The sequence below is a fragment of the Kosakonia sp. ML.JS2a genome (genome assembly GCF_025642095.1).
Taxonomy (GTDB): Bacteria; Pseudomonadota; Gammaproteobacteria; order Enterobacterales; family Enterobacteriaceae.
Map to the genome: position 1 here is coordinate 4,461,602 of NZ_CP106754.1, position 25,194 is coordinate 4,486,795.

23 protein-coding genes, 1 pseudogene and 1 other annotated feature are annotated in these 25,194 nt (G+C 54.1%); of the genes and pseudogenes, 6 read left to right on the forward strand and 18 right to left on the reverse strand.

From position 1 onward, the window contains the following. Positions 1–58 precede the first annotated feature (58 nt). Positions 59–646 carry a molybdopterin adenylyltransferase gene (gene mog / locus N7922_RS21025; protein WP_263098110.1) on the reverse strand — a complete coding sequence of 196 codons (588 nt, stop codon included), beginning with the start codon at positions 644–646 and terminating at the stop codon, positions 59–61. A gap of 110 nt (positions 647–756) precedes the next feature. Further along, positions 757–1,710 (reverse strand): transaldolase, encoded by a 954-nt coding sequence (gene tal / locus N7922_RS21030; protein ID WP_263098111.1) that lies wholly within the window; start codon positions 1,708–1,710, stop codon positions 757–759. A 284-nt stretch (positions 1,711–1,994) separates the two neighbouring features. Here tal and N7922_RS21035 point away from each other — a divergent pair, with 284 nt between their 5' ends. Both N7922_RS21035 and yaaA read left to right on the forward strand, forming a co-directional pair. After that, complete coding sequence (locus N7922_RS21035) at positions 1,995–3,425, forward strand: alanine/glycine:cation symporter family protein (protein WP_263098112.1); 1,431 nt, start codon at positions 1,995–1,997, stop codon at positions 3,423–3,425. 80 nt (positions 3,426–3,505) lie between these two features. Continuing rightward, complete coding sequence (gene yaaA / locus N7922_RS21040) at positions 3,506–4,279, forward strand: peroxide stress protein YaaA (RefSeq protein ID WP_263098113.1); 774 nt, start codon at positions 3,506–3,508, stop codon at positions 4,277–4,279. A 37-nt stretch (positions 4,280–4,316) separates the two neighbouring features. Here the strand turns inward: yaaA and N7922_RS21045 are convergent, their stop codons facing one another. The 7 genes and pseudogenes from N7922_RS21045 to yjjY form a co-directional block, all read right to left on the reverse strand. Continuing rightward, positions 4,317–4,613, reverse strand: a complete 297-nt coding sequence (locus N7922_RS21045) for a DUF2502 domain-containing protein (protein ID WP_263098114.1) — start codon at positions 4,611–4,613, stop codon at positions 4,317–4,319. 198 nt (positions 4,614–4,811) lie between these two features. Next, a complete protein-coding gene (gene thrC, locus N7922_RS21050; protein WP_263098115.1) occupies positions 4,812–6,098 on the reverse strand; it encodes a threonine synthase in 1,287 nt (428 codons plus the stop codon). Positions 6,099–6,101: 3 nt separating this feature from the next. After that, positions 6,102–7,031, reverse strand: coding sequence for a homoserine kinase (gene thrB / locus N7922_RS21055; protein WP_263098116.1), 930 nt, complete (start codon positions 7,029–7,031; stop codon positions 6,102–6,104). Position 7,032: 1 nt separating this feature from the next. Continuing rightward, complete coding sequence (gene thrA / locus N7922_RS21060; protein ID WP_263098117.1) at positions 7,033–9,495, reverse strand: bifunctional aspartate kinase/homoserine dehydrogenase I; 2,463 nt, start codon at positions 9,493–9,495, stop codon at positions 7,033–7,035. A gap of 23 nt (positions 9,496–9,518) precedes the next feature. Beyond that, positions 9,519–9,636 (reverse strand) — a sequence feature (Thr leader region). Further along, positions 9,575–9,643, reverse strand: a complete 69-nt coding sequence (thrL, locus tag N7922_RS21065; protein WP_134319007.1) for a thr operon leader peptide — start codon at positions 9,641–9,643, stop codon at positions 9,575–9,577. (Overlaps the previous feature by 62 nt.) A 211-nt stretch (positions 9,644–9,854) precedes the next feature. After that, entirely contained in the window at positions 9,855–10,541 is a 687-nt protein-coding gene (locus N7922_RS21070; RefSeq protein WP_263098118.1) for a tRNA/rRNA methyltransferase, read from the reverse strand. A gap of 401 nt (positions 10,542–10,942) precedes the next feature. Next, positions 10,943–11,082 (reverse strand): annotated as a pseudogene (gene yjjY, locus N7922_RS21075) (protein YjjY). A 94-nt stretch (positions 11,083–11,176) separates the two neighbouring features. Here yjjY and arcA point away from each other — a divergent pair. Continuing rightward, positions 11,177–11,893: a two-component system response regulator ArcA gene (arcA, locus tag N7922_RS21080; protein WP_061497839.1), complete on the forward strand. Its 717-nt coding sequence runs from the start codon at positions 11,177–11,179 to the stop codon at positions 11,891–11,893. A 40-nt stretch (positions 11,894–11,933) separates the two neighbouring features. On the opposite strand, the gene creD is transcribed toward arcA, so the two are convergent. Genes creD through creA form a run of 4 tightly spaced genes read right to left on the reverse strand, consistent with a single transcriptional unit; the run spans position 11,934 to position 15,968 of the window. Next, a complete protein-coding gene (gene creD / locus N7922_RS21085; RefSeq protein ID WP_263098119.1) occupies positions 11,934–13,313 on the reverse strand; it encodes a cell envelope integrity protein CreD in 1,380 nt (459 codons plus the stop codon). A gap of 57 nt (positions 13,314–13,370) precedes the next feature. After that, positions 13,371–14,795 (reverse strand): two-component system sensor histidine kinase CreC, encoded by a 1,425-nt coding sequence (gene creC / locus N7922_RS21090; RefSeq protein WP_263098120.1) that lies wholly within the window; start codon positions 14,793–14,795, stop codon positions 13,371–13,373. Beyond that, positions 14,795–15,490 (reverse strand): two-component system response regulator CreB, encoded by a 696-nt coding sequence (creB, locus tag N7922_RS21095; RefSeq protein WP_263098121.1) that lies wholly within the window; start codon positions 15,488–15,490, stop codon positions 14,795–14,797. Before creB ends, creC begins: the two co-directional genes overlap by 1 nt. Positions 15,491–15,494: 4 nt before the next feature. Next, on the reverse strand, positions 15,495–15,968 hold the full coding sequence (gene creA, locus N7922_RS21100; RefSeq protein WP_263098122.1) for a protein CreA: 474 nt from the start codon (positions 15,966–15,968) through the stop codon (positions 15,495–15,497). Positions 15,969–16,182: 214 nt separating this feature from the next. Between creA and robA the strand changes: the two genes are divergently transcribed. Further along, positions 16,183–17,058, forward strand: coding sequence for an MDR efflux pump AcrAB transcriptional activator RobA (gene robA, locus N7922_RS21105; protein WP_263098123.1), 876 nt, complete (start codon positions 16,183–16,185; stop codon positions 17,056–17,058). Here robA and gpmB read toward each other — a convergent pair. Next, a complete protein-coding gene (gene gpmB / locus N7922_RS21110; RefSeq protein WP_061497859.1) occupies positions 17,055–17,702 on the reverse strand; it encodes a 2,3-diphosphoglycerate-dependent phosphoglycerate mutase GpmB in 648 nt (215 codons plus the stop codon). The genes robA and gpmB overlap by 4 nt on opposite strands. Positions 17,703–17,801: 99 nt before the next feature. On the opposite strand from gpmB, the gene yjjX reads away from it, so the two are divergent. Then, a complete protein-coding gene (gene yjjX / locus N7922_RS21115) occupies positions 17,802–18,317 on the forward strand; it encodes an inosine/xanthosine triphosphatase (protein ID WP_263098124.1) in 516 nt (171 codons plus the stop codon). Here the strand turns inward: yjjX and trpR are convergent. Continuing rightward, the gene (trpR, locus tag N7922_RS21120) at positions 18,308–18,637 is read right to left on the reverse strand and encodes a trp operon repressor (protein ID WP_263098125.1); all 330 of its coding nucleotides are present in this window, start codon (positions 18,635–18,637) and stop codon (positions 18,308–18,310) included. The genes yjjX and trpR overlap by 10 nt on opposite strands. Positions 18,638–18,711: 74 nt before the next feature. After that, positions 18,712–20,652, reverse strand: a complete 1,941-nt coding sequence (gene sltY / locus N7922_RS21125) for a murein transglycosylase (protein WP_263098126.1) — start codon at positions 20,650–20,652, stop codon at positions 18,712–18,714. 217 nt (positions 20,653–20,869) lie between these two features. Between sltY and ettA the strand changes: the two genes are divergently transcribed. After that, positions 20,870–22,537, forward strand: a complete 1,668-nt coding sequence (gene ettA / locus N7922_RS21130) for an energy-dependent translational throttle protein EttA (protein ID WP_263098127.1) — start codon at positions 20,870–20,872, stop codon at positions 22,535–22,537. An 11-nt stretch (positions 22,538–22,548) separates the two neighbouring features. On the opposite strand, the gene nadR is transcribed toward ettA, so the two are convergent. Both nadR and radA read right to left on the reverse strand, forming a co-directional pair. Next, positions 22,549–23,775, reverse strand: coding sequence for a multifunctional transcriptional regulator/nicotinamide-nucleotide adenylyltransferase/ribosylnicotinamide kinase NadR (nadR, locus tag N7922_RS21135; RefSeq protein ID WP_263098128.1), 1,227 nt, complete (start codon positions 23,773–23,775; stop codon positions 22,549–22,551). Between the two features lie 29 nt (positions 23,776–23,804). Further along, positions 23,805–25,187: a DNA repair protein RadA gene (gene radA / locus N7922_RS21140; RefSeq protein ID WP_088237431.1), complete on the reverse strand. Its 1,383-nt coding sequence runs from the start codon at positions 25,185–25,187 to the stop codon at positions 23,805–23,807. Positions 25,188–25,194 lie beyond the last annotated feature (7 nt).

Below are 25,194 nucleotides of genomic sequence, written 5' to 3' on the forward strand. Positions count from 1 at the left end.
ACCGTAAATAAATCAACACTCCAGCACTGGTATCGCTTATGTCATACAAGCCTGTTTTTTAGGATAATGTTTCACGCCTTGCGCTTTTAGGACGGAAAGATGCTACGACTTGCGCATCGGTCTCCACATAAGGCCCGTCAAGCAGCTGTACACAATACGGTACACTGGCAAAAATACCGGGCACCTTCACTTCGCCGTTTTCTGCTTTGACGCCTTCCAGCGTCTCTTTGATGGATTTTGGCTGGCCGGGTAAATTGAGAATCAGCGCCTGTTTACGGATAACCCCAACCTGGCGGGAAAGAATCGCTGTCGGCACAAAATTAAGGCTGATCTGCCGCATCTGTTCACCAAATCCCGGCATTTCGCGATCGGCAATCGCCAGCGTCGCATCCGGCGTCACATCACGACGCGCGGGCCCGGTTCCCCCCGTGGTCAGCACCAGATGGCAGCTCATTTCATCAACCAGTTCACACAAGGTTTGTTCAATGATGCTCTGCTCATCGGGGATCAGGCGGGTTTCAATTTCAAAAGGTGTGGTTAATGCGCTCGCCAGCCATGCTTCCAGAGCGGGGATACCTTTGTCCTGATAAACGCCGCTGGAGGCGCGATCGGAAACAGAAACCAAACCAATGCGTAGTGTGTCCATATTCATTCCGTTCAAAAAAACCGAGATATACGGAAATGATACACGCTGAGGGGAGAGTCAAACAGAGCGGAGAAAAGTAAGCGTGACCGGGACCCGGCCACGCTTGAGGATTACAGCAGGTCGCCAACCATTTTTTCCAGTTTTTCCTGGTCAACGGCAAACTTGCGGATACCGTCCGCCAGTTTGTCTACCGCCATCGGATCCTGGTTATGCTGCCACAGGAATTCCGCTTCAGTGATGCGTTCCGGACGTGCTTTCACGTCGCCGGTGTACGCCAGTTTACGCTCAAGCGCACCCGCGCTTTCAGACAGCTCTTTCAGCAACGCCGGAGCAATGGTCAGGCGGTCACAGCCAGCCAGCTCAATGATTTCACCGGTATTACGGAAGCTTGCACCCATCACCACGGTTTCATAACCGTGCTGTTTGTAGTACTGGTAAATTTCGGTTACGGAAACCACGCCCGGATCTTCCGCTGGCGCATACTCTTTCTTATCGGTATTGGCTTTGTACCAGTCGAGAATACGGCCAACGAACGGAGAAATCAGGAAAACGCCCGCTTCGGCACAGGCACGCGCCTGGGCGAAGGAGAACAGCAGCGTCAGGTTACAGTTGATGCCTTCTTTTTCCAGTTGCTCAGCCGCGCGAATACCCTGCCAGGTGGAGGCCAGTTTGATCAGAATGCGGTCGTTGCTGATGCCAGCATCGTTGTACATTTTGATCAGACGTTTCGCTTTCGCGATAGAGGCTTCGGTGTCATAGGAAAGACGGGCGTCAACTTCGGTAGAAATACGACCAGGGATCAGTTTCAGGATTTCGAGACCAATGTTCACCGCCAGCTTATCCGTTGCGTCAACCACCTGCTGCGCACGATCGCTGCTCTGGCCACGCGCCCATGCTACCGCGTCGTCGATCAGTTTGCGGTATTCCGGGATTTGGGCAGCGCCAAGGATCAGAGAAGGGTTGGTTGTTGCATCCTGCGGCTGATAAAGCTTCATTGCCGCGATGTCTCCGGTATCAGCCACGACTGTTGTGTACTGACGCAGGGAGGTCAATTTATCCGTCATGATAATGTTTCTCTTTAAACGATACCCTGAATAAATCACGTTAAGACCAACAGCGCGTTCGTCATCTGGAAACCCGGAATCTCAAACGCAGCCAGCGCACCTGAACGAGAAGTATGACGAGTATACTAGTTAGGGGGATGTAACCGGTCTGCCCCGATGATATCACGACGCACTGTCAGCGCAACCGCAGACAATGCTGTGATTATTGTATGGTAAACTCAGTGGATTCATTGCCTGCGACAGATTGCAGGACCAGACTACCGGCATCAACAAGAGGGACGTTAATGCCAGAATTTTTCTCATTTATCAGTGAAATACTCTGGGGCTCCTTAATGGTTTACCTGCTGGCGGCAGCGGGTATCTGGTTTTTGCTTCGCACCCGGTTTGTTCCTTTTCGCTTTATCACGGACTTTGGGCTAAGTCTGAAAAGCAGCAGCTTACGGCAACCCGGTACGCTCTCTTCATATCAGGCGTTATGCCTCAGTCTGGCAACACGACTGGGCAGCGGTAACCTCGCAGGCGTCGCGTTTGCCCTTACCACAGGTGGCCCTGGTGCGATTTTTTGGATGTGGGTGTCCGCCATCATCGGCATGGCAACCAGTTTTGCCGAATGCTCGCTGGCGCAGCTCTACAAGGAGCGGGATGCCAACAACCAGCTACGCGGCGGGCCAGCGTGGTACATGGAACGAGGGCTGGGTATGCGCTGGATGGGCGTGCTGTTCTCTCTTTTTCTGCTGCTTACCTATGGGTTGGTGTTTAATACCATCCAATCCAACGCTGTCGCACGCGCCATACACTATGCCTGGCAGGTGCCGGGATTTATTACCGGTCCGTTGCTGGCCGCATTCTCTTTCCTGTTTATCGTTAAAGGTCTGAGAGGCGTAGCCCGGTTAACGCAATGGATGGTGCCGGTAATGGCATTTACATGGATCATTATGGGCTTCAGCGTCAGTCTCTGGCACGCTAACCTGTTGCCAGGGGTCTTTACCACCATCATTAAAAGCGCTTTTGGCTGGCAAGAAGCCGCAACAGGCACAATGGCTTACACCCTGAGCCAGGCCGTCACCAGTGGTTTTCAGCGCAGTATGTTCGCCAATGAAGCGGGCATGGGGTCGTCACCCAATGCCGCCGCAGCCGCTGCATCATGGCCGCCGCACCCTGCTGCGCAAGGCATAGTACAGATGATTGGCGTATTAACGGATACCTTCCTGGTGTGCACCGCCAGCGCACTGGTGCTATTACTGGCAGGCGTCACCCCGGCCACTGACACGTACGGCGGTATTCAGTTAATGCAGCAGGCCATGGTATCGCTCACCGGTGGCTGGGGAGCCGGTTTTGTCGCACTAATCGTGATCCTGTTTGCCCTGACCTCCATCGTCGCCAATTATATCTACGCGGAAAATAACCTCGTCTTCCTGCGGCGCAATAGCCGACGAAATATCTGGCTGCTACGAACCTGCGTCATGGCGATGGTGTTACTGGGATCGGTGATCAGTGTGCCGCTGATCTGGCACGTTGCAGATGTGGTGATGGCGCTGATGGCGATGATCAATCTGACCGCGATTCTGCTGCTCTCCCCGGTGGTGAGGCTGCTGGCTCGCGACTATATGCGCCAGCGCAAACTGGGAGTCATGCCGGTGTTTGATCCCAAACGCTACCCGGATATTAACCGGCAACTGGCGCCCGGCGCCTGGGATGACATTCCCCGTTCGTAGCGCTAATCGCAACTATCGATCAAGTTTGTTGTTTTTTTTGCTAAAGTCAGCGGAAATTTCTCGCACAGCAAGGACTGAGTATGCTGATTTTGATTTCACCTGCTAAAACACTCGACTACCAAAGCCCGCTGGCGACCACGCGTTATACGCAGCCGGAGCTGCTGGATTATTCGCAGCAACTGATTAAGATCGCGCGCAAACTCTCTGCGCCGCAAATCAAAGCGTTGATGGGCATCAGCGATAAACTGGCTGACCTGAACGCCACCCGCTTTCATGACTGGCAACCCGACTTCACACCGGATAACGCTCGCCAGGCGATCCTGGCTTTTAAAGGCGATGTCTACACCGGGCTTCAGGCTGAAACCTTCAGCGACGCGGATTTCGACTTCGCGCAGCAGCATCTGCGGATGCTGTCTGGCTTATATGGCGTGCTGCGGCCGCTGGATCTCATGCAACCTTATCGCCTGGAAATGGGCATCCGTCTTGAGAACGCCAAAGGCAAAGATCTGTACGCATTCTGGGGCAATGTGATCACCGATAAACTCAACGAAGCCGTTGCGGCACAAGGCGATGACATCGTGGTCAATCTGGCTTCTGACGAGTACTTCCGTTCCGTTAAAACACAGAAGCTGAATGCGCAGCTGATTAAGCCCGTATTCCTTGATGAGAAGAACGGTAAATTCAAGGTGATCAGTTTTTATGCCAAGAAAGCGCGCGGTCTGATGAGCCGTTACATCATTGAGCATCGTTTAACGAAGCCCGAGCAGTTAACCGGGTTCAACAGCGAAGGTTATTTCTTTGATGAAGAGGCCTCGGCCACAGGCGAAATGGTGTTTAAGCGTCACGAACAGTAAAGGTTACCCCCTCCCGGTCGGGAGAGGGTGATAAAGGTTATGGGTGGCGCTGCCACTCCTGATCCGGCCCGTCACGGCGGTCATCGTGATGATCGCGGGGATCATCACGACGATCGTCAAAGTGACCGTGCGGTTGCCAGCGGTTTTCACGCCATTCGTAGTGTTTTTTCCACCAGCCGTGATCGCGCCAGTGGTCGCCGTCCCAGTAGTGACCGCTATTGTCGCGGTCGCCAATTTGCAGTTTCACTGCCGGCACAAGGGTGATTTCTGCGGCCTGAACCGCCAGGGGAGCCACCAACATCATGGAAAGCGCTAACATTACAGGTTTCAACATAGGTTACTCCTTTGCATCATCCAGCCCGTAGTGGGCAGATGTGAGGAGATTACGCAACGCCTGTCTGAGTTGTTATTGGCACAATCCTATTCTCTAACCCTGCGCATTTATTGGGAATTTCTGCTTTTTCCCTGCCGGATTTCTACATAATTTCTCCCCATTTCCCCCACCAACAGGCGGGCAGGGGAAACAGAGAAATTACGCGTTACGCATCATTAACTGACGTAATGCCGCAAAATCCGCAGGCAACTGATGGGACAGCAGCGGCAGATCCGCACGATCCGCCAGCTCTTTTGGCAGCGCTAACGGTTCACCCAGGATCTCTTCTACGCTCTCTTTAAACTTCGCCGGGTGCGCGGTGCCCAGGAACAGACCGTATTCTCCCGGATTCAGTTGATCGCGCAGCGCACGGTAAGCGATGGCTGCATGTGGCTCGGAAATATAGCCTTTGCCTTGCAGCTCACGCATCGTGGCTTTGGTGGTTTCATCATCCACTGCGGCATAGCCCAGCTCGTTCAGACGCCAGATTTTACGGCGGAACAACTCTTCGACGCGCGGCCAGTTATTAGGCTGGCTGACGTCCATCGCGTTAGACAACGTGGCCTGGGTCGCTTTTGGCTTCCACTCGCCCTCTTTCAGGAAGCGAGGAACCGTGTCGTTGGTATTGGTCGCTGCAATAAAGCGTTTGATCGGCAGGCCGAGGGATTTTGCCAGCAGGCCGGCGGTCAAATCACCGAAGTTACCGCTGGGGACAGAGACCACCAGTTGGTTGCGCGCTTCCTGAGGCAGCTGTGCAACCGCTTCAAAGTAGTAGCAAATCTGCGCCAGCAAACGGCTAATGTTGATCGAGTTGGCTGAGTTCAGCCCCAGCGCCACTTTTAACTCTTCATCGTCAAAAGCCTGTTTTACCAGGGCCTGGCAGGCATCAAAGTCTGCATCAATGGCGACCGTTTCGATATTGCCGCCCAGCGTGCAGAACAGTTTCTCCTGCAGTGGGCTGATTTTGCCCTGCGGATAGAGGATAACAACGCGGACATTTTTCATGCCGTAGAATGCATGCGCCACAGCCGCTCCGGTATCCCCTGACGTTGCGGTCAAAATGGTGACCGGTTTGTCACCGCTGATGGCGCTCAGCATCTGCGCCATAAAACGCCCGCCAAAGTCTTTAAACGCCAGGGTCGGTCCGTGGAAGAGCTCCAGGCAGCCCACATCGCTTTCAACCGAACGTACCGGCGCCGGGAAGGCAAAAGCCGCACGGACACGCGCTTCCAGCGCATCCTGAGGGATTTCATCACCGATATAGGCAGCGAGGATTTTCGCGCTACGGGTGACGAAATCCTGATTCAGCATCTCGTCAATTTCCGTCAGGTTGAATTCCGGTAAATCGTGAGGGAAAAACAGCCCCTGATTTTTGCCAAGCCCCTGGGTGACGGCCTGCGCAAAGCTGACCTGCTCGTTGTGATCTTTTAAATTGTAGAGTTTCATTGGTTATCCCACTACTCGTGCGCCCGCCGTATCCAGCCGGCAAATATGAACGAAGCCTTCCTGATTTTGCAGATAGTGTTTACCGAGCCAGTCAGCCACGCGTTGGGCCGTATCCGGTTTGTCACACAGTGCAAATAATGTTGGGCCAGAACCGGAAATCCCGCATGCCACAGCGCCGATATCCGCCACAGCCTGGCGCGCCTGGCCAAACCCCGGCAGCAATTTCATGCGGTACGGTTCGGCAATCACGTCTTTCATTAGTTTTGCCGCCAGATCAGGCTGACGGCTGTAGCAGGCGTGAATAAAGCCTGCCAGATGACGCCCGTGCGCAATACAGTCCTGGCGACGATACTGTGCCGGCAAAATTGCCCGGGCTTCTGCCGTCGAAACTTTGATGCCCGGATAGGCAAGCACCCATAACCACTCATCAAAGCCTGGCACTTGCTGGCTGATAATGCCGCTTTCCTCGATCATCAGTTGCATACCGCCGAGGAAACAGGGCGCGACATTATCGTAATGCACGCTGCCGGAAATGCGCCCTTCCAGTTCGCCCATCAGCGCCAGCATCCGGGTGTCACCGAGCGGTTTCCCGCAAAACTCGTTCATTGCCACCAGTGCGGCAACGACTGAACACGCGCTGGAGCCCAGACCGGAGCCGATTGGCATATTTTTTTCCAGCGTCATCGTCACCGGAACCTGCTTACCAATCTCCCGGCAGAACAACTCCCAGCATTGATAAACAATATTTTCCCGGGGCTCATTCGGCAATTTGCTGGCAAAGCGACCAATATTTTGCAGACTAAAATGGTCCGCCGCGTCCACCGAAACGATGTCGCCCAACAAGGTGCCATCAACCGGCGTCACCGCAGCACCAAGTACATCAAAACCCACGCTCATATTGGCACTGGAGGCCGGAGCATAAACCTTTACCATCTCAGACTCCTAACTTCCATGACAGGGTGCGGAGCAGATCGGCGAACACACCCGCCGCCGTCACATCATTACCCGCACCGTAACCGCGTAATACCAGCGGAAGCGGTTGATAGTAGTGGCTGTAGAATGCCAGCGCATTCTCGCCATTTTTCACTTTGAACAGCGGATCGTTACCATCAACTTCGGCAATCTTCACCCGGCAGGTACCGTCTTCCTCAATATTGCCAACATAACGCAGAACTTTGCCTGCATCACGGGCTTTTGCCACTCGCGCCGCAAACGCATCATCCAGCTGCGGCAGACGCCCCATAAAACTCTCCACATCGCCTGAATCATCGAACGTGGCCGGTAATACCGGCTCAATCACAATATCCGACAGTTCCAGCTCACGACCCGTTTCACGCGCCAGAATTAAGAGCTTACGCGCCACGTCCTGACCGGAAAGATCGTCGCGCGGATCCGGTTCGGTATAACCCATCTCGCGCGCCATCCTGGTCGCTGCCGATAGACTCATTCCCTCATCCAGCTTGCCGAAAATAAACGACAGGGAACCGGAGAGAATACCGGAGAAATGCTGTAATTCGTCACCAGCATTGAGCAGATTTTGCAGGTTTTCAATCACCGGCAGACCCGCGCCAACGTTGGTGTCATACAGGAATTTACGACGGGATTTCTCCGCTGCGCGGCGCAACTGATGATAGTAATCCATCGACGAGGTGTTGGCCTTTTTGTTCGGCGTAACCACATGGAAACCTTCACGCAGGAAGTCGGCATACTGATCGGCCACCGCCTGATGCGAGGTACAATCTACAATGACCGGGTTAAGCAGATGATACTCTTTCACCAGGCGGATCAAGCGGCCCAGATTGAAAGGCTCTTTCGCGACAGCCAGCTCTTCACGCCAGTTATCCAGATCCAGACCGTGTACGTTAGTCAGTAACGCCCTGGAGTTCGCCACGCCGCAGACACGTAAGTCGATATGCTTGTTCTTCAGCCAGTTCTGCTGGCGTTTAAGCTGCTCCAACAGCGCACCGCCCACGCCCCCAACGCCGATAACAAACACTTCAATTACCTGATCGGTGTTAAACAACATTTGATGCGTCACGCGAACACCGGTGGTGGCATCATCGTTGCTGACCACAACAGAAATAGAACGCTCGGAAGAGCCCTGCGCAATCGCGACGATATTAATATTGGCGCGAGCCAGCGCCGCGAAGAATTTGGCAGAGATGCCGCGTAACGTACGCATACCGTCGCCAACCACAGAGATGATCGCCAGACGCTCCATTACCGCCAGCGGCTCCAGCAGGCCTTCTTTCAGCTCCAGGTAAAACTCATCATTCATGGCGCGCTGTGCGCGAACGCAATCCGACTGCGGCACGCAGAAACTGATGCTGTACTCAGAAGAGGACTGCGTGATCAGCACCACCGAAATGCCGGAGCGCGACATCGCTGCAAATACGCGCGCAGCCATGCCGACCATACCTTTCATACCCGGACCGGAAACGCTGAACATTGCCATATTATTCAGGTTGGAGATCCCTTTTACCGGCAGACCGTCTTCATCCGACGTCGCGCCAATCAGCGTGCCAGGCGCTTGCGGGTTTCCAGTGTTTTTAATCAGGCAAGGGATTTGGAACTGGGCGATAGGGGTGATAGTGCGGGGGTGAAGAACTTTAGCGCCGAAGTAAGAGAGCTCCATGGCTTCCTGGTACGACATCGACTTCAGTAACCTGGCGTCCGGCACCTGTCGCGGATCGCAAGTATAAACCCCGTCAACATCCGTCCAGATCTCACAACAATCAGCGCGCAGACAGGCCGCCAGCACAGCAGCAGAGTAATCAGAACCATTACGGCCCAGCACGACCAGTTCGCCTTTCTCGTTACCGGCAGTAAAACCGGCCATCAGCACCATATGATCCTGCGGAATACGGCTGGCGGCGATACGGCGAGTGGACTCAGCAATATCAACGGTCGATTCGAGGTAGTGACCCACGGCGAGTAACTTCTCAACCGGATCGATCACGCTCACTTTATGTCCGCGCGCTTCGAGCAGACCGGCCATGATGGCTATGGATAATTTCTCACCGCGGCAGATAAGTGCGGCGTTGATGCTGTCCGGGCACTGTCCCAGCAAACTAATACCGTGCAGAACATGTTTGATCTGCGCGAACTCTTGTTCAACAAAGGCTTTTAACTGTGCGAGGGGGAAACCAGGTTGCGCATCCGCCAGTCCTTGCAGAAGTTCAGCAAAAATACGTTCAGCGTCGCTGATATTCGGTAAAGCATCCTGGCCGCCGATCGTTTTTTCGATCATCGCCACCAGGTGATTGGTGATTTTCGCCGGGGCAGAGAGTACGGTCGCTACCTGCCCCTGCCTGGCATTGCTTTCCAGGATGTCGGCAACACGCAGAAACCGTTCCGCATTTGCCACTGATGTACCGCCGAACTTCAAGACTCGCATGGTTTACCCCTTGATCTTTGGTCGAAAAAAAAGCCCGCACTGTTCAGGTGCGGGCTTTTTTCTGTGTTTCCTGTACGCGTCAGCCCGCACCGTTACCTGTGGTAATGGTGATGGTTGTAATGGTGATAATCGTGCTGATGCGTGTCATGGATGTTGTGTGCTCTGTAATCATTATCTGTCTGTGCTGTATCCCTCTATTGGTTAAAGTATCTGCCTGCTTAAGTCAATTTATTTTTCATTTTGGTTGCTTTTTGAACAGTGGCAACTACGCTAAAACTGAACAACCAAACCGCGTATTCAGACCAACCCAGGGCTCTTGCATAGTGACTTTAACCATAAAATAAACTTATCACAGCAGCTTAATCGGACAATTTTTTTTCAATGTCATGGAGCAATCGATGCAACATTGCTGTGTCGCGTTGCGCCAGCAGGCCCAGACGTTGATCCAGCCAGTCCGCCATTTTGATATCGTCCGCAACCGCTAATTTTTCCAGTAATGCATGTACCCGTAATCGCAGCGCCCGCAGTTGATTATCATCAACCTGGGTTACTGCTTCAGGAGCATGTTGCATTAATGATGCTAATTGATAGCAGAAAACCATCACCGCCTGCCCCAGATTAAGGGAAGGATAGTCTGCCACCATCGGAACACCGGTTAAAATATCCGCCAACGCCAGCTCTTCATTCGTCAGACCAGAATCTTCCCGCCCGAAAACCAGCGCTGCGGTACTGAGCCAGGTGCTTTTTTCTTCCAAAAGCGGAACCAGTTCCACAGGCGTCGCGTAGTAATGGAACTTCGCTCTGCTGCGCGCGGTGGTCGCAATCGTAAACGAAACATCGGCCAGCGCGTCGGCCAGCGTCGGATAAGTTTTAGCATTATCAAGGATATCGCCCGAACCATGCGCAACGCGACGCGCGCCTTCCTGGGTGTGTACATCGCTGTCGACAATACGTAAATCGCTAAAACCCATGGTTTTCATTGCCCGGGCCGCCGCACCGACATTTTCGGCTCTGGCGGGGGAAACAAGCACAACTGCCAGCTTCATTTGACCTTCTCTGTTTTACCGAAGTCACGCGTCAATAGATGACCAGTGTCAGCATATTACGCGTCACGAATTTACAATTATGTAACAGAAATCACTGATTTAGCCCCTGACAACGGTTAAAAAAAGCTAAACTGTTTATCAGTGATATTACCTGTTAATATGTTAACAGAAGGGACTTATCCCTATGTTTATTCATGGCATTTTAATACAGGTTCTTGCCATAGTGTTGGATTCGTCGTGTTTATCAATTAATATTCGCAACTAGTTGGTTTATTGTAGAATTGTAATAAACGCTAGCAATTAGCTATCAGGATTTCGCTAAACTGTTAACGTGCTACAATTGAACTTGATATATGTCAACGAAGCGTAGTTTTATTGGGTGTCATTTACGTCTTAGCCTGTTATGTTGCTGTTAAAATGGTTAGGATGACAGCCGTTTTTGACACTGTCGGGTTCAGAGGGATAGTACCCACGACCAAGCTAATGATGTTGTTGACGTTGATGGAAAGTGCATCAAGAACGCAATACGTACTTTAGTCATGTTACGCCGTCATGTTAATTTTCTACATGCACCAGGCTGGTCAGGGACTTTTGTACTTCCTGTTTCGATTTAGTTGGCAATTTAGGTAGCAAACATGCAGACCCCGCACATTCTTATTGTTGAAGACGAGTTGGTAACACGCAACACGTTAAAAAGCATTTTCGAAGCAGAAGGCTACGATGTCTTTGAAGCGACTGATGGCGCTGAAATGCATCAGATCCTTTCGGACAATGATATCAATCTGGTGATTATGGATATCAACCTGCCAGGCAAAAACGGCCTGCTGCTGGCGCGTGAATTACGCGAACAAGCGGATGTGGCGCTGATGTTCCTGACAGGGCGTGATAACGAAGTCGATAAAATTCTGGGCCTCGAAATTGGCGCGGACGACTACATCACCAAACCGTTCAACCCACGCGAACTGACTATCCGTGCGCGCAATCTGCTGTCCCGTACCATGAACCTGGGCACGGTCAGCGAAGAACGCCGCAGCGTTGATAGCTACAAATTTAATGGCTGGGAACTGGATATCAACAGCCGTTCGCTGGTCAGCCCGAACGGTGAGCAGTATAAGCTGCCGCGCAGCGAATTCCGCGCGATGCTGCACTTCTGCGAAAATCCTGGCAAAATTCAGTCCCGTGCTGAACTGCTGAAAAAAATGACCGGTCGCGAGCTGAAACCGCACGACCGTACTGTGGATGTGACCATTCGCCGCATTCGCAAGCATTTTGAATCGACTCCGGATACGCCGGAAATCATCGCCACTATCCACGGCGAAGGTTACCGTTTCTGCGGCGATTTGCAGGAATAAGTGAATACTGACGAAAAAGCGGCGCTCAGCGCCGCTTTTTTTATTTCCAGACCCGTAATGCCTCTTCAGCATCCGTGACAGGCTCATTCGTCTTTTTTCTCCCCGTAGATAACCTGTACCAGTCAAGTTTACGCGTCAGGAACATCACCGCGCTGAGTGCCACAAACAAGACGCCGGTGCCAAGTAACAGCGCGTTATCTTCTGAATTCAGTAGCCCCCACATCACACCATCCAGCAAGAGTAATGCAGCGGTAAACAGTAAACTGGCGCGCCAGCTTCTCATCACGCCCTGCAGGTAGATCCCATTCAGCAATGCGCCGAGCAGGCTGGCAATGATCCAGGCAAGCGTAAATCCGGTATGTTCAGACAAGGCCAGCAGCACCAGATAGAACATCACCAGCGACAAGCCAACCAGCATATACTGCATCGGGTGCATCTGCCGTGTGGTTAAGCTTTCAAAAACAAAGAACGCAAGAAACGTGAGTACAATCAACAACACGGCATACTTCACAGCCCTGTCAGTTAACTGGTATTGATCCGCAGGCGTAGCAATATTGACGCTGAATGCAGGCAGGACCCAGTCATTGCTGGCGGCAAGCCTGATGCTATCGCGCACTTTACTGTCCAGGTTGTTGGCAAACCAGCTACTTTGCCAGTGTGCCTGAAAACCGCTGGCGCTCACTTCCCGTTTTTCAGGCAGGAAATCCCCCATAAACCCCGGGTGCGGCCAGTCGCTATTGAGCGTCATTTCACTGTTACGGCCCAATGGCACTACCGAGAATGCGCCGGTGCCGCTCAGATTAAGGGACATTGACAGTTGCAGCGGTTTATTCAAACTCTCCGCCGCAAGCGGCATATGGATCCCCTGCAACTCACTCATCAGCCCGGTTCCGGGTTCCACGCTCAGCGTCTCGCCGTTCAGGCGAGTGGTATGTATCTGACCAATCCCCCGGGAATCGCTCACGGCTAATACCATAAACGGCTCACCCAGTGTGATGTTCTCGCCGGGTTTGATATCCAACCGCTTTGGGTCAAATTCGGCTTTGATCTCTATCTCGTTATGCCAGATTTGCCCATCGTAGATGCCAATTTTGCGTGTTTCGACCTGCTGCGTGCCGTTGACCATCAGCGACTCCGGCAACCACATGCGTATATAACTGTGCTTACGGCGCACCTCTTTTGGTGCATCTTTATCGCCTGCGCTTTCCATTGAGATCACCGTTTCCGTTACCGGAACCGCAATCAATGGGCCAATCAATTTCTGCGCGCCGGCGCTGCTTTGACGCAACGTATCCGTCACGTCATTACGGTAATTCGCGCGCTCGCCAATCAGGCTGTTGAGCATTGTCAGCGGAACCAGCAAAACGCAGAGACAACCCGCGAGGGTGAACATTTTCCAGAACAGGGGGGATTTCAACATAGCCTTCTCCTTTGTGATGCGCACAGAGTAGCGAGGCTATGTGTGAAGGATTTGAAGTTATGTGAAGTGAGGGTGAAGTATCAACCGGGCTTCGCAACCGCCTTGTTCACGATTCGACACAACAATCTCACCGTGATGCAAACGCGCGACTTCCCGAACAAATGCCAGCCCGAGGCCACTGCTTTTCTGCCCATTTTCCCGCGGCAATGAGTAAAAGCGCTCAAACACGCGCGCCAGCGCATACTCCGGGATCCCGGAACCACTGTCGCTAACCGAGAGCACCAGCGCCTCGTCTTCATTGCTGGCGCGTAACGTCACAACGCCGCCAGCAGGCGTGAAGTCAATGGCATTATCCAACAGATTACCCAGCGCCTGCGCCAGTAATTCGCTATCTCCTGCCACCTGCACATTTCCCGGATCGCAGTGAAGCGTCAATCCTTTCGCGGCGAGCGCTACACTGCGCTGCTCCTGTAACTGGCGAAATAACGCGCCCACATCAACAGGCATAAACGCAATTTCCAGGCGGTTTTCCAGCTTTGCCTGATGCAGTAGTTTTTCCACCAGGCTCTGCATACGTGCGTTTTGCCGCAGGATATTGTCGGTAAAACGCGCCGCGACATCAGGTGGTGGCCCTTCACGCAGAATCTCTGCCGCACCACGAATGGCCGCCAACGGACTTTTGAGCTCGTGCGTCAGTGCATAAACATACTGTTCAATGTAATTTTTGCCTTCCAGCTTCACACGCATGCTCTCCAGCGCCTGCGCCAGCTTGCGTAGCTCGCTGCTACCTAGCGCCGGCAGTGGAACCGGGCGATCCTCCGTTACGGAATCAGCATAGCGCGCCAGCTTGCCAATGGAACGATTGATCCACCACACCATCACTGCGCCAATCAGCAATGCAATCCCCAGCAGCGCGCCGCCAGCCCATAATATCCGCCGCTCACTGCGTTTGATCACCGGATCCATCGCACTGTTAGGCTTACCGACGCTAACGACACCGATAATCCGCCCCCCATCACTCACCGGTGCGGCAACATACATCACCGTACTTTGCGGCTCGCCAGCAATCGCCAGCGAACTGCGCGCGCCATATTGCCCACGCAGCGTAAGCCAGACATCATTCCAGCGGGAGTAATCTTCGCCCAATGCTTTCCCGGCCGAATCAAACACCACGCGCCCTGCAGCATCGGTCATATAGACGTGGTACTCATTGCGAACTTTATGAATGCCGCTGATATGGGCATTGATCGGATGGTGATTGAGGGTCGAGAACGCCTGCGCCAGTCTGCCATCCTGCGCATGGCCGGTACGCAGATCCTCACGGGCAAGTTCCGCCAGCAGCGTAGCGGTATCAATGAGTGTGCCTTCCGTTGCGCGACGCACGCCAGGTTTGATCTCCTGAACAAAGATCGACAGCACGAACCACGCCGCAACCGCAACAATCAGAAAGTAGCCCAGCAGCAAACGCATGCCAATACGCATTAGCGGATCCCCAGGCTATAGCCCATGCCGCGATGCGTATTGATCGGATTACCTTCCGGATTGATAGCGCGCAACTTGGCGCGTAACGTCTTGATATGGGTATCGACGGTGCGGTCAAAACTCTCCTGCGCGTCGCTCCATACTTGATCCATTAACTGCTGGCGGGAGAAAACGCGCCCGGGTGCCAGCAGCAACGTTTTTAGCAACAGAAACTCATAGCGCGTCAGCAGCAAAGGTTCACCCCACCAGCGAATCAAAGCAGCGGCTTCATCGAGTTCAAACTGCCCGACCCGCAACATATCGCTGTGCAACGTCGACTTTTGCAGCCTGCGCAGTACGGTGCGCACCCTGGCGCAGACCTCGCGTGGAGAAAAAGGTTTCGCGATGTAATCATCCGCGCCCATCTCCAGCCCCAGCAGTTTATCCACCTCATCACTGCGGGCAGTCAGAAACAGCACTGGCAACGCTGGCGCATGCGCCAGCAGCCGCCGACACAATTCGAAACCGCTGATATCCGGCAGGCCAACATCCAGAATGACCAGATCCGGTAACCGCTGCGCTGCGGCATCAAGAACCGGTAATCCACGCTCAAAAGCGGTGACGCCAAACCCATCTTGTTGCAACATGTAAATCAATGTTTCAGCGATGCTGCTTTCATCTTCCACCAGCCAGATTAGCGGTTGCAGTCCAGGCATTTTGTTACTTACTCCAGGGCATGATCGGTACTGCACTCAATGCATTTTTCGGCGAACCTTCCACGACTTTATCGGAATAAGCTAAATAGGCCAGCGTGTTACGTTTCTCATCATAGAAGCGTACAACCTGCAATTTCTTGAACACCAGCGACGTACGTTTCTGGAAAACCACATCGCCCTGCGCCTTGCCGCTCTTGATTTTATCTGTTAACTCAACCGGCCCCACCTGCTGGCAAGAGATGGCGGCGTCAGAGGTATCTTCCGCCAGACCCAGGCCACCTTTGATACCGCCGGTTTTCGCCCGGCTGATATAACAGGTCACGTTTTTCACATCCGGATCATCAAACGCCTCAACCACGATCTTATGATCAGGGCCAAACATTTTGAAGACGGTATCCACAGAACCAATCTGTTCTGCGCGCGCGCCACTCAGCGTTGCCAACAACAATGCAGGGACTATTAACTTTGCGTATTTCATATTGTTACCATTTTTGAATATTACGTTACGTAACTATTCATCTTTATGATGAGAATTCGTTTGAAGATCACCAATTTACAAAATTTATGATGAAAATCAGTCACAATGCGCATCAGTGCACAAAAAAAACACTGAATGCTAAAGCCAAAAAAACCCGCTATCATCCGTCCCCTGTATCAAGCGTTAACCGCTGTTTTAAGGAAGAGGATATTATATGGATCAGGCTGGGATCATTCGCGACTTACTTGCCTGGCTAGAAGGCCATCTGGATCAGCCCTTGTCTTTAGACAATGTGGCGGCAAAAGCAGGTTATTCCAAGTGGCATTTGCAAAGGATGTTCAAAGACGTAACGGGCCATGCCATCGGTGCGTATATCCGCGCACGTCGTTTGTCGAAGTCCGCTGTTGCGCTGCGTCTTACCGCCCGCCCAATCCTGGATATAGCTCTACAGTATCGCTTTGATTCACAACAAACTTTTACCCGCGCATTCAAGAAACAGTTTGCCGTTACGCCGGCGCTTTACCGCCGTTCGCCAGACTGGAGTGCTTTTGGCATCCGCCCGCCAATGCGCCTGGGGGAATTTATCCTGCCGAAGCATGAATTCGTTACGCTGCCGCCGATGCACCTGATTGGCACAACGCAGAGTTATACCTGTTCACTGGAAGAGATCTCCGATTTCCGTAATCAGATGCGTATTCAGTTCTGGCGTGACTTTTTAAGTAACTCTCCGACCATCCCGTCTGAGCTGTACGGCCTGCATGAGCCGCGTCCGAGCCTGGAAAAAGATGACGAACAGGAAGTGTTTTACACGACAGCGCTCACGCCGGAGATGGCGAACGGGCATTTAAATAACGCTCAGCCGGTGCTGCTGGAAGGCGGCGATTATGTCGCGTTTTCTTACGAAGGCTCACCAGACGGCGTGCAGGCGTTTATCCTGACGGTGTATGGTACCTGTATGCCAATGCTCAACCTTACGCGCCGCAAAGGGCAGGATATCGAGCATTTCTACCCGCAGCATGATGGCAGCGAAAACGACCGCGAGCCGCCAGCGCACATCCGCTGCGAGTTCCTGGTGCCTATTCGCCGCTAACGCTGTAGCTCGTCCAGCGCGGGAGCGTCCAGATGCGAGACGTCTCCTGCGGTTTCCACCACCCATCCGGATGCCAGCCACGGGCTTTGCTGATAATCGATACGGGAAATGGAACAATTGCGCAGACGCAAACGACGTTCAGCCCAGGCCGGAAGCCCAAGGATTGTACTCACCAGACAGCCCAGCGCCATACCGTGACTGACCAGCATCGGGCGGCTGCCCTCAGGCAGTTCGAGGCAGTTCGCCAGCGCCGCATGCATGCGGTCACTCAACTCCTGCATAGACTCGCCATCGGGAATACGACCGTCCGCCGTGCCATTCACCAGTTGGCGACGCCAGCTCTCTTCTTCTTCCGTCAGGGATTCGATGTGGCGACGTTCCAGCACGCCCATATCCAGCTCGCGTAAGCGCGGCTCGAGCGTGACGCCGCAGCCACAAACATCAGCGATAATTTCAGCCGTACGGCGCGTTCGACCCAGGTCGCTGGCGATGATGTGGGTGATGCCTAACGCTTTGGCGCGTTCAGCCACCTGCCGTGCCTGCTGCTCCCCTTTGTCGGTTAACGGACTGTCAGACTGGCCTTGAATACGACGCTCGGCGTTCCACTGCGTTTCACCGTGGCGAACAAGGTATACCTGTAACATGCTTTTTTATCCATTATACTGCGATGAATTTATTATCTGAGGAAGGCTTCTGCCCGGAATAAAGAACGCGTCTCGTTTCGGACAAGCCAAGTATAGATTATGCACCATGTTGTCTCAGCTACCACCAATCCCGCGAAAATTCGGGCGATTCTGCACGCTTTTAACGAGATCTTCGGTGAGGGATCCTGCCATATTGAGTCCGTCTCCGTCGATAGCGGCGTCCCTGAACAGCCGTTTGGCAGTGATGAAACGCGGGCTGGCGCACGAAATCGCGTTGCCAACGCGCGGCAAATCCGACCCGATGCGGATTTTTGGGTCGCCATTGAAGCCGGTATAGACGGCGACAGCACCTTTAGCTGGGTGGTGATTGAAAATCATCAGCAGCGCGGAGAAGCCCGTTCGGCCACGCTTCCGCTTCCGGCGGTGATCCTGGAGAAAGTGCGTGCGGGGGAAGCGCTGGGGCCGGTGATGTCACATTACACCGGCATTGATGAGATTGGTCGTAAGGAGGGCGCGATCGGCGTATTCACTGCCGGGAAACTGACCCGCGCGAGCGTTTATCACCAGGCGGTGATCCTCGCGCTCAGCCCGTTTCACAATGCGATTTACCGTTGACTGTTCAGTAAGATCTCTTCCAGCCACAAACGTAAGTCCGCAGGCGCGGATTTCAGGCTGTTCGAACCGCGGGTAATTGTCGCAATACCCGCACCGAGTTCGGATTTCAGCTCGCGCTGGCTCATCTCACCGCGCAGCAGTTCTTCGATAATCCGTACCCGGGTGCCCAGTGCTTCACGCTCATCCGGTGTGAGCATCAGGTTAAGCAACGGAATATGCAGTTCCTTCTCGTAAGACTGCCGGACCAGCTCAACAAAACGCAGCCACTCCTGGTTGCGTTGCTCGGCCATTGCTGCTGAATAAGGGGATTGCTGAGTCATAATTTACCGCCACTCTCAGGGTTCAGTGCTGTGTACTCTTAAGCGAGTACACAGCATAGCATAAACCACAGAAATCAGTAACGGCGCTGCCATTCAGCATCACTGAACACGGCAGGCTTACTCTCCCCCATAAAGAAGCGATAGTACGCATCATAGGCGAGTACGTTTTTCACATAGCTACGGGTTTCAGAAAACGGAATGCTTTCAACAAACGCCACCGCATCCAATTTCCCGCCACTGCTGTTCAACCAGTTACGCACCCGACCTGGCCCGGCGTTATACGCTGCAGAGGAGAAAATACGGTTATTACCAAACTGCTGATAAACGTATTGCAGATAGCTGGTGCCGATATTGATATTGGTTTCCGGATCAAAAAGCTGACCGGCATTGCTGTAACCCGGAATGCCGAACATCTTCACCGTGTGCGTTGCGGTGCCAGGCATGAGTTGCATCAGCCCGCTGGCGCCGACTGGCGAACGCGCGGCAGGGTTCCACGCGCTTTCCTGGCGCGAAATCGCCATCGCATAGCTCTGGGTGATCCCTTTGCCGCGGGTGTAGCGGGCATAAAGATCGTTGTAGGCCAGCGGGAAACGCTCTTCCAGATGATCCCACAGTTTACCGGCGATGGTGGCCTGCACGCTGAGATCCCACCAGTGCTGATTAAACGCGTAACGCGCCAGTTGCGCCTGCTCCTGTTGGTTGCGGCTGGTCACCAGGTTTGCCCACTCGCTACGGGCGGTATTATCCAGCCCCCAGTACATCAGCTCACGCACGCGCGCCATTTCCGCGCCCTGGATCAGAGCAGGATCGGGGTTGCCCGGTGCCTTATCAATCTGCAACGGATAATCCTCGCCCAAACGCTGAGCGGCGGCCATCGGGTAGAAGCCACGCTGCTGCATTAGCGCATGCAGGATCTCTTTGGCTTCCGTGTCTCGCCCACGTTCAAGCAGCAGATCCGCCTGCCAGTATCGCCATTCATCTTTCTCTTTCGCCTCCATCGGCAAACGAGAAAGCCAGGTATTGAGCCCACGGCGATCGCCATCGCCAATCGCCATACGCACGCGCCGTTCGAGCAGCGAAACGGATTGCGAACGCATGATCGCATCATCACGCCAGCGCGCCTGATCGCTGGTGACGTCATTCCCCATTAAACGCCAGGCGACAATATCGCGCAGAGTCTGGGTTTGATCGTCGTTTAACTGTTGTGCCTGCACCAGCGACGGGATCATCAACCGGGCATTCTCCACATCCTGGCGCGCCACGCTTTCAAAGGCTTCCGCTACCATCTGGCGCGTAAAATCGGTCGCGCCGGTCGTACGGGCAAAATCCATCACCGTACCCGGATCGTTGGCAAGATTAATGATTGCCGTTGAGATGGTCTGATAATCCGCCGGCATCTGCCCGGCCAACAGGGTAACCAGTTTAGTATTGCCCGCTTTCATCGCCAGACGAATGCGTTCCAGAAACGCCAGAGGATCCTGAGCACCCGAGGCCCGCCACGCGCCAAAAAGCGAGTCACAGGCATTCGGCTGGCTTTTGCCCGTCAGCCACAGCTCTTTTGCTCCGGCCCAGGCCTCTTCTGCCTGCCCGGTGCTCCACTTAGCAAAGTAGTAGTTACACTGCGCCTCGGTGGTGGTCGGTTTTTCCGGGCTGAACGCCAGCAGGCCTCGCCAGTCCTGGCGGCGAGCCAGTTCATTGACAAAGCGGGACGTCAGCGCACGCGCCGCCGGTAAAGTGGGGTTAGCCTGCACAAAATTGGAGACGGTGATCGCGGGCTGATTCATCAGATCGTCAGTGATCTGGCGATATTCAAGATAGGGGTACAACGGATATGTCTTCAGCGTCGGCAGCAGTTGCTGCACCACATCCATTTGTTTGTTATCCCACGCAGTTTTGACTTGCGCGTAACGATTACGTTGTTCATCCAGTGAATCCGCACGCGCCGCATTGCTGAGGGACAGCAAACAAACGCAGGCCGCCGCAAATCGCCAGGCGGTATGTTTAGCTCTCTGCACAGCTCTTTCCTCTTATTCTCTCTTAGTGGCAGCGTCATGCCGCGTCATGACGTAATGCTAACCGGGCAGGCCTTAACGCGCCATGTTCCGAACACTTTTTTACCTTTCTCACGGGATTTAACACTCCGGGCTTAGCTGGCTGGGCTTAAGCGTCGAAAACGGCTACACTCCGCTGTTGAATACTCCTTCTATGACGATAAAAGAGGCGAAGTCCAACGTGGCTCAATTCGTATATACCATGCATCGTGTCGGCAAAGTTGTCCCGCCGAAACGTCATATTCTGAAAAATATCTCGCTAAGCTTCTTCCCTGGCGCAAAAATCGGCGTGCTGGGTCTTAACGGCGCCGGTAAGTCTACCCTGCTGCGCATCATGGCCGGCATCGACACAGACATTGAAGGCGAAGCTCGCCCGCAGCCGGGCATCAAGATCGGCTATTTGCCGCAGGAGCCGCAGCTTAATCCGGAACAGACCGTGCGCGAATCGGTGGAAGAAGCCGTCGCTGAAGTGGTTAACGCGCTGAAAGGTCTGGATGAGGTGTATGCCAAATACGCTGAACCGGATGCTGACTTCGATAAGCTGGCCGCACAGCAAGGTAAATTTGAAGAGATTATCCAGGCGCACGACGGGCATAACCTGAATGTGCAGCTTGAACGCGCCGCAGACGCGCTGCGTCTGCCAGACTGGGATGCGAAAATCGCCAACCTCTCCGGGGGTGAACGCCGCCGCGTAGCACTGTGCCGCCTGCTGCTGGAAAAGCCGGACATGCTGCTGCTCGACGAACCAACCAACCACCTGGATGCGGAATCCGTGGCCTGGCTGGAACGCTTCCTGCACGACTTCGAAGGCACCGTGGTGGCGATCACCCACGACCGTTACTTCCTTGATAACGTTGCGGGCTGGATCCTTGAGCTGGACCGCGGTGAAGGGATTCCGTGGGAAGGCAACTACTCTTCCTGGCTGGAGCAAAAAGATCAGCGTCTGGCGCAGGAAGCCTCTCAGGAAGCGGCGCGCCGCAAATCCATTGAGAAAGAGCTGGAGTGGGTGCGTCAGGGCGCGAAAGGCCGTCAGTCGAAGGGCAAAGCCCGTCTGGCGCGCTTTGAAGAGCTTAACAATACCGAATACCAGAAACGTAACGAAACCAACGAACTGTTTATTCCACCTGGACCGCGTCTGGGCGATAAAGTGGTGGAAGTCAGCAACCTCAGCAAATCCTACGGCGATCGCCAGCTGATTGATAATCTGTCGTTCTCCGTCCCCAAAGGGGCGATTGTCGGCATTATCGGTCCGAACGGCGCGGGGAAATCGACGCTGTTCCGTATGATGTCAGGTCAGGAGCAGCCGAACGGCGGCACCATCACCCTGGGTGAGACGGTGAAACTGGCGTCGGTGGATCAGTTCCGCGACGCGATGGATAACAGCAAAACCGTGTGGGAAGAAGTCTCCGGCGGGCTGGATATCATGCGTATCGGCAACACCGAAATGCCAAGCCGCGCCTATGTTGGTCGCTTTAACTTCAAAGGCACCGATCAGGGCAAACGCGTTGGTGAGTTGTCTGGTGGTGAGCGTGGTCGTCTGCATCTGGCCAAGCTGCTGCAGGTTGGCGGTAACATGTTGCTGCTCGATGAACCGACCAACGACCTGGATATCGAAACCCTGCGCGCGCTGGAAAACGCCCTGCTCGAGTTCCCGGGCTGTGCGATGGTTATCTCGCATGACCGCTGGTTCCTCGACCGCATTGCGACCCATATTCTGGATTATCAGGATGAGGGTAAAGTGGAGTTCTTTGAAGGTAACTTCACCGAATACGAAGAGTACAAGAAACGTACGCTGGGCGCAGACGCCCTGGAGCCGAAACGTATTAAGTACAAACGTATCGCGAAATAAATCTGATGGGGCTACGGCCCCATCAACTCTTTCACCAGCTCAACGCATTGCAGGAAGCGCGAATCGTAGTCCGCCGCCTCTACCCGCACAAACTCAATGTTGTTTTCCCGCAGCATCGAGACCAGCATGTCCTGGAACTCTTTACGATCCACCGAACTGCCAAGGCTGCGTAGCCCATCATTCACCCACGGCGTATTGTTCTCCAGCAGGATCACCAAGTCGAAACGGTATTCATCAATCAGCGCCTGAACAAACGGATGCTCGCGCCCTTCATATTTTTTGCAGAACGCCTGCGTGGTGACGAAATCGGTGTCGATAAACGCCACTTTATTCGCATATTTCACCGCAAAATCAATGTACTGCGCGTGCCCCAGCGCAATCTTGTCATAATCGGAATACTGCAAAGCGATTTCATCGCCGCCGAGATGCGAGAACACATAATCGCGGCCAAATTCCCACGCGCTGGTGGTGTTGAAAATATTGGCGAGCTTATTGACCAGCGTCGATTTCCCGCTGGACTCACCGCCGAGGATCGCCACCGTACGCACAAAGAACGGCTTCACCTCTGTCGGGATATATTCCCAGTAGCGGAACGGGTTTTCGCGGATCAGCGAGCCGCTGATATTCATAAAGGTGCGTTTCGGATCCACCAGCACCGCTTCAATGCCCAGATGCTGCAAGTACTGCGGCGCATCCGACTCTTCCGAAGTGTAGATCCAGTTCGGCGTAATCCCTTTCCCGGCCATAAACGCCTTAATGCCCTTACTCCAGACATCCCAGCCGTGAGGATACGGCTCCATGCCCTCTTCATTAAAGGCATGAATACGGATGTTTTTCTGGTATTTAAAGGTCTGTAATAACCAGCGCAGACGATCGCTTACCGTCGGCTGTTGCGACATGGCGCTGTCTTCAAACAACTCGCGATCGCGGGTGTCATCGTAGCCGAGGATGATATGTAACTCATCGACCTGGCTACAGGCGCGCTGGATCAAGTAGATGTGCCCGGTATGCAGCGGATAAAACTTGCCGAACACCACGCCGATATTCTTCTCCCGACGGGGAAATTCGAGGTCGAGAAAGCGGTGTAATGCCTCCAGCTTTTGCGCGCTGGGGCTTTTAATCTTGGCGTTCAGCAACTGGCTCAAATAGCCTTTGGTCATGCCGCTGGCATCCGCCACCTGTTGTAACGTGCAGCCTTTCTGACGAATGGCGTTTTTTAAGTAGTCAAATGACGACATTGTTGCCTCCTGCAAAAATCATTAGCCAATTATAAGTCGTCAAAGACGCTTAACGCATCCGCAAGCTTCTTCACACCGAAAATCTGCATCCCTTCCGGCACTTTTTTCGGCACATTCGCCGCCGGAACAATGGCGCGGCGGAAACCATGCTTGGCGGCTTCCGAAATACGCTCCTGGCCACTTGGCACCGGGCGGATCTCACCGGCCAGCCCCACTTCGCCAAACACCACCAAATCCTGCGGCAGCGGTCTGTCGCGCAGGCTGGAAACCATCGCCAGCAACAGCGCAAGGTCGGCGCTGGTTTCGGTGACCTTCACCCCGCCAACAACGTTCACAAACACGTCCTGATCCGCCATCTGCAACCCACCGTGACGGTGCAGCACCGCCAGCAGGATCGCCAGACGGTTTTGTTCCAGGCCCACCGCAACTCGCCGGGGGTTCGACATCATCGAGTGATCCACCAGCGCCTGAATTTCGACCAACAGCGGACGCGTACCTTCCCACACCACCATCACCGAGCTGCCAGAAGTCACTTCATCGCCGCGGCTGAGGAAAATGGCCGAGGGATTGCTGACTTCACGCAGCCCCTGCTCGGTCATGGCGAACACGCCCAGTTCATTGACCGCGCCAAAACGGTTTTTGTGGCTACGCAGCGTACGGAAACGGGAATCGGCATCGCCGTCCAACAGCACCGAACAGTCAATACAGTGCTCCAGCACTTTCGGCCCGGCCAGGGAACCGTCTTTCGTCACATGGCCGACCATCACAATCGCCACGCCGCGTGTTTTCGCGAACCGCGTCAGGTAAGCCGCCGTTTCGCGCACCTGCGCGACACTGCCCGGCGATGACTGGATATCCGCCATATGCATGACCTGGATGGAGTCGATCACCATCAGTTTCGGCTGCTCTTCCTCCGCGATCATGCAGATTTGCTCAATACTGGTTTCCGACAACATATTCAGGTTGGCCGTCGGCAACCCAAGCCGGTGAGCACGCATCGCCACCTGTTGTAGTGACTCCTCCCCCGTGACGTACAGCGTTTTCATCTGTTCGGCGAGTTTGCACAACGTCTGCAACAGCAGCGTGGATTTGCCCGCGCCAGGATTGCCGCCAATCAGAATGGCACTACCGGGTACAACGCCGCCGCCGAGCACACGGTCAAACTCTTTAAAACCGGTAGAGAAGCGCGGCAGCTCTTCCAGGCTGATATCGGCAAGTTTTTGCACTTTCGATACGCCCGCGCTGCCGGCATAGCCAGCGAGACGCTCATTGCGCGCCACGGTGGGCGACGCAGCAACACGAATTTCCGTAATGGTGTTCCAGGCATGGCAGGCGCTGCACTGCCCCTGCCAGCGCGGGTAATCCGCACCGCATTCATTACAGACAAACGCGCGTTTCGGAGCTTTCGCCACACTCACC

Excerpts from the sequence above, each read along its gene's own strand:
- thrC (WP_263098115.1), bottom strand. The coding sequence starts at position 6,098 with ATGAAACTCTACAATTTAAAAGATCACAACGAGCAGGTCAGCTTTGCG.
- N7922_RS21035 (WP_263098112.1), top strand. The coding sequence starts at position 1,995 with ATGCCAGAATTTTTCTCATTTATCAGTGAAATACTCTGGGGCTCCTTA.
- thrB (WP_263098116.1), bottom strand. The coding sequence starts at position 7,031 with ATGGTAAAGGTTTATGCTCCGGCCTCCAGTGCCAATATGAGCGTGGGT.
- N7922_RS21070 (WP_263098118.1), bottom strand. The coding sequence starts at position 10,541 with ATGAAGCTGGCAGTTGTGCTTGTTTCCCCCGCCAGAGCCGAAAATGTC.
- trpR (WP_263098125.1), bottom strand. The coding sequence starts at position 18,637 with ATGACTCAGCAATCCCCTTATTCAGCAGCAATGGCCGAGCAACGCAAC.
- yjjX (WP_263098124.1), top strand. The coding sequence starts at position 17,802 with ATGCACCATGTTGTCTCAGCTACCACCAATCCCGCGAAAATTCGGGCG.
- tal (WP_263098111.1), bottom strand. The coding sequence starts at position 1,710 with ATGACGGATAAATTGACCTCCCTGCGTCAGTACACAACAGTCGTGGCT.
- creA (WP_263098122.1), bottom strand. The coding sequence starts at position 15,968 with ATGAAATACGCAAAGTTAATAGTCCCTGCATTGTTGTTGGCAACGCTG.
- N7922_RS21045 (WP_263098114.1), bottom strand. The coding sequence starts at position 4,613 with ATGTTGAAACCTGTAATGTTAGCGCTTTCCATGATGTTGGTGGCTCCC.
- creD (WP_263098119.1), bottom strand. The coding sequence starts at position 13,313 with ATGTTGAAATCCCCCCTGTTCTGGAAAATGTTCACCCTCGCGGGTTGT.
- mog (WP_263098110.1), bottom strand. The coding sequence starts at position 646 with ATGGACACACTACGCATTGGTTTGGTTTCTGTTTCCGATCGCGCCTCC.
- nadR (WP_263098128.1), bottom strand. The coding sequence starts at position 23,775 with ATGTCGTCATTTGACTACTTAAAAAACGCCATTCGTCAGAAAGGCTGC.
- creB (WP_263098121.1), bottom strand. The coding sequence starts at position 15,490 with ATGCCTGGACTGCAACCGCTAATCTGGCTGGTGGAAGATGAAAGCAGC.
- gpmB (WP_061497859.1), bottom strand. The coding sequence starts at position 17,702 with ATGTTACAGGTATACCTTGTTCGCCACGGTGAAACGCAGTGGAACGCC.
- robA (WP_263098123.1), top strand. The coding sequence starts at position 16,183 with ATGGATCAGGCTGGGATCATTCGCGACTTACTTGCCTGGCTAGAAGGC.
- arcA (WP_061497839.1), top strand. The coding sequence starts at position 11,177 with ATGCAGACCCCGCACATTCTTATTGTTGAAGACGAGTTGGTAACACGC.
- yaaA (WP_263098113.1), top strand. The coding sequence starts at position 3,506 with ATGCTGATTTTGATTTCACCTGCTAAAACACTCGACTACCAAAGCCCG.
- creC (WP_263098120.1), bottom strand. The coding sequence starts at position 14,795 with ATGCGTATTGGCATGCGTTTGCTGCTGGGCTACTTTCTGATTGTTGCG.
- thrA (WP_263098117.1), bottom strand. The coding sequence starts at position 9,495 with ATGCGAGTCTTGAAGTTCGGCGGTACATCAGTGGCAAATGCGGAACGG.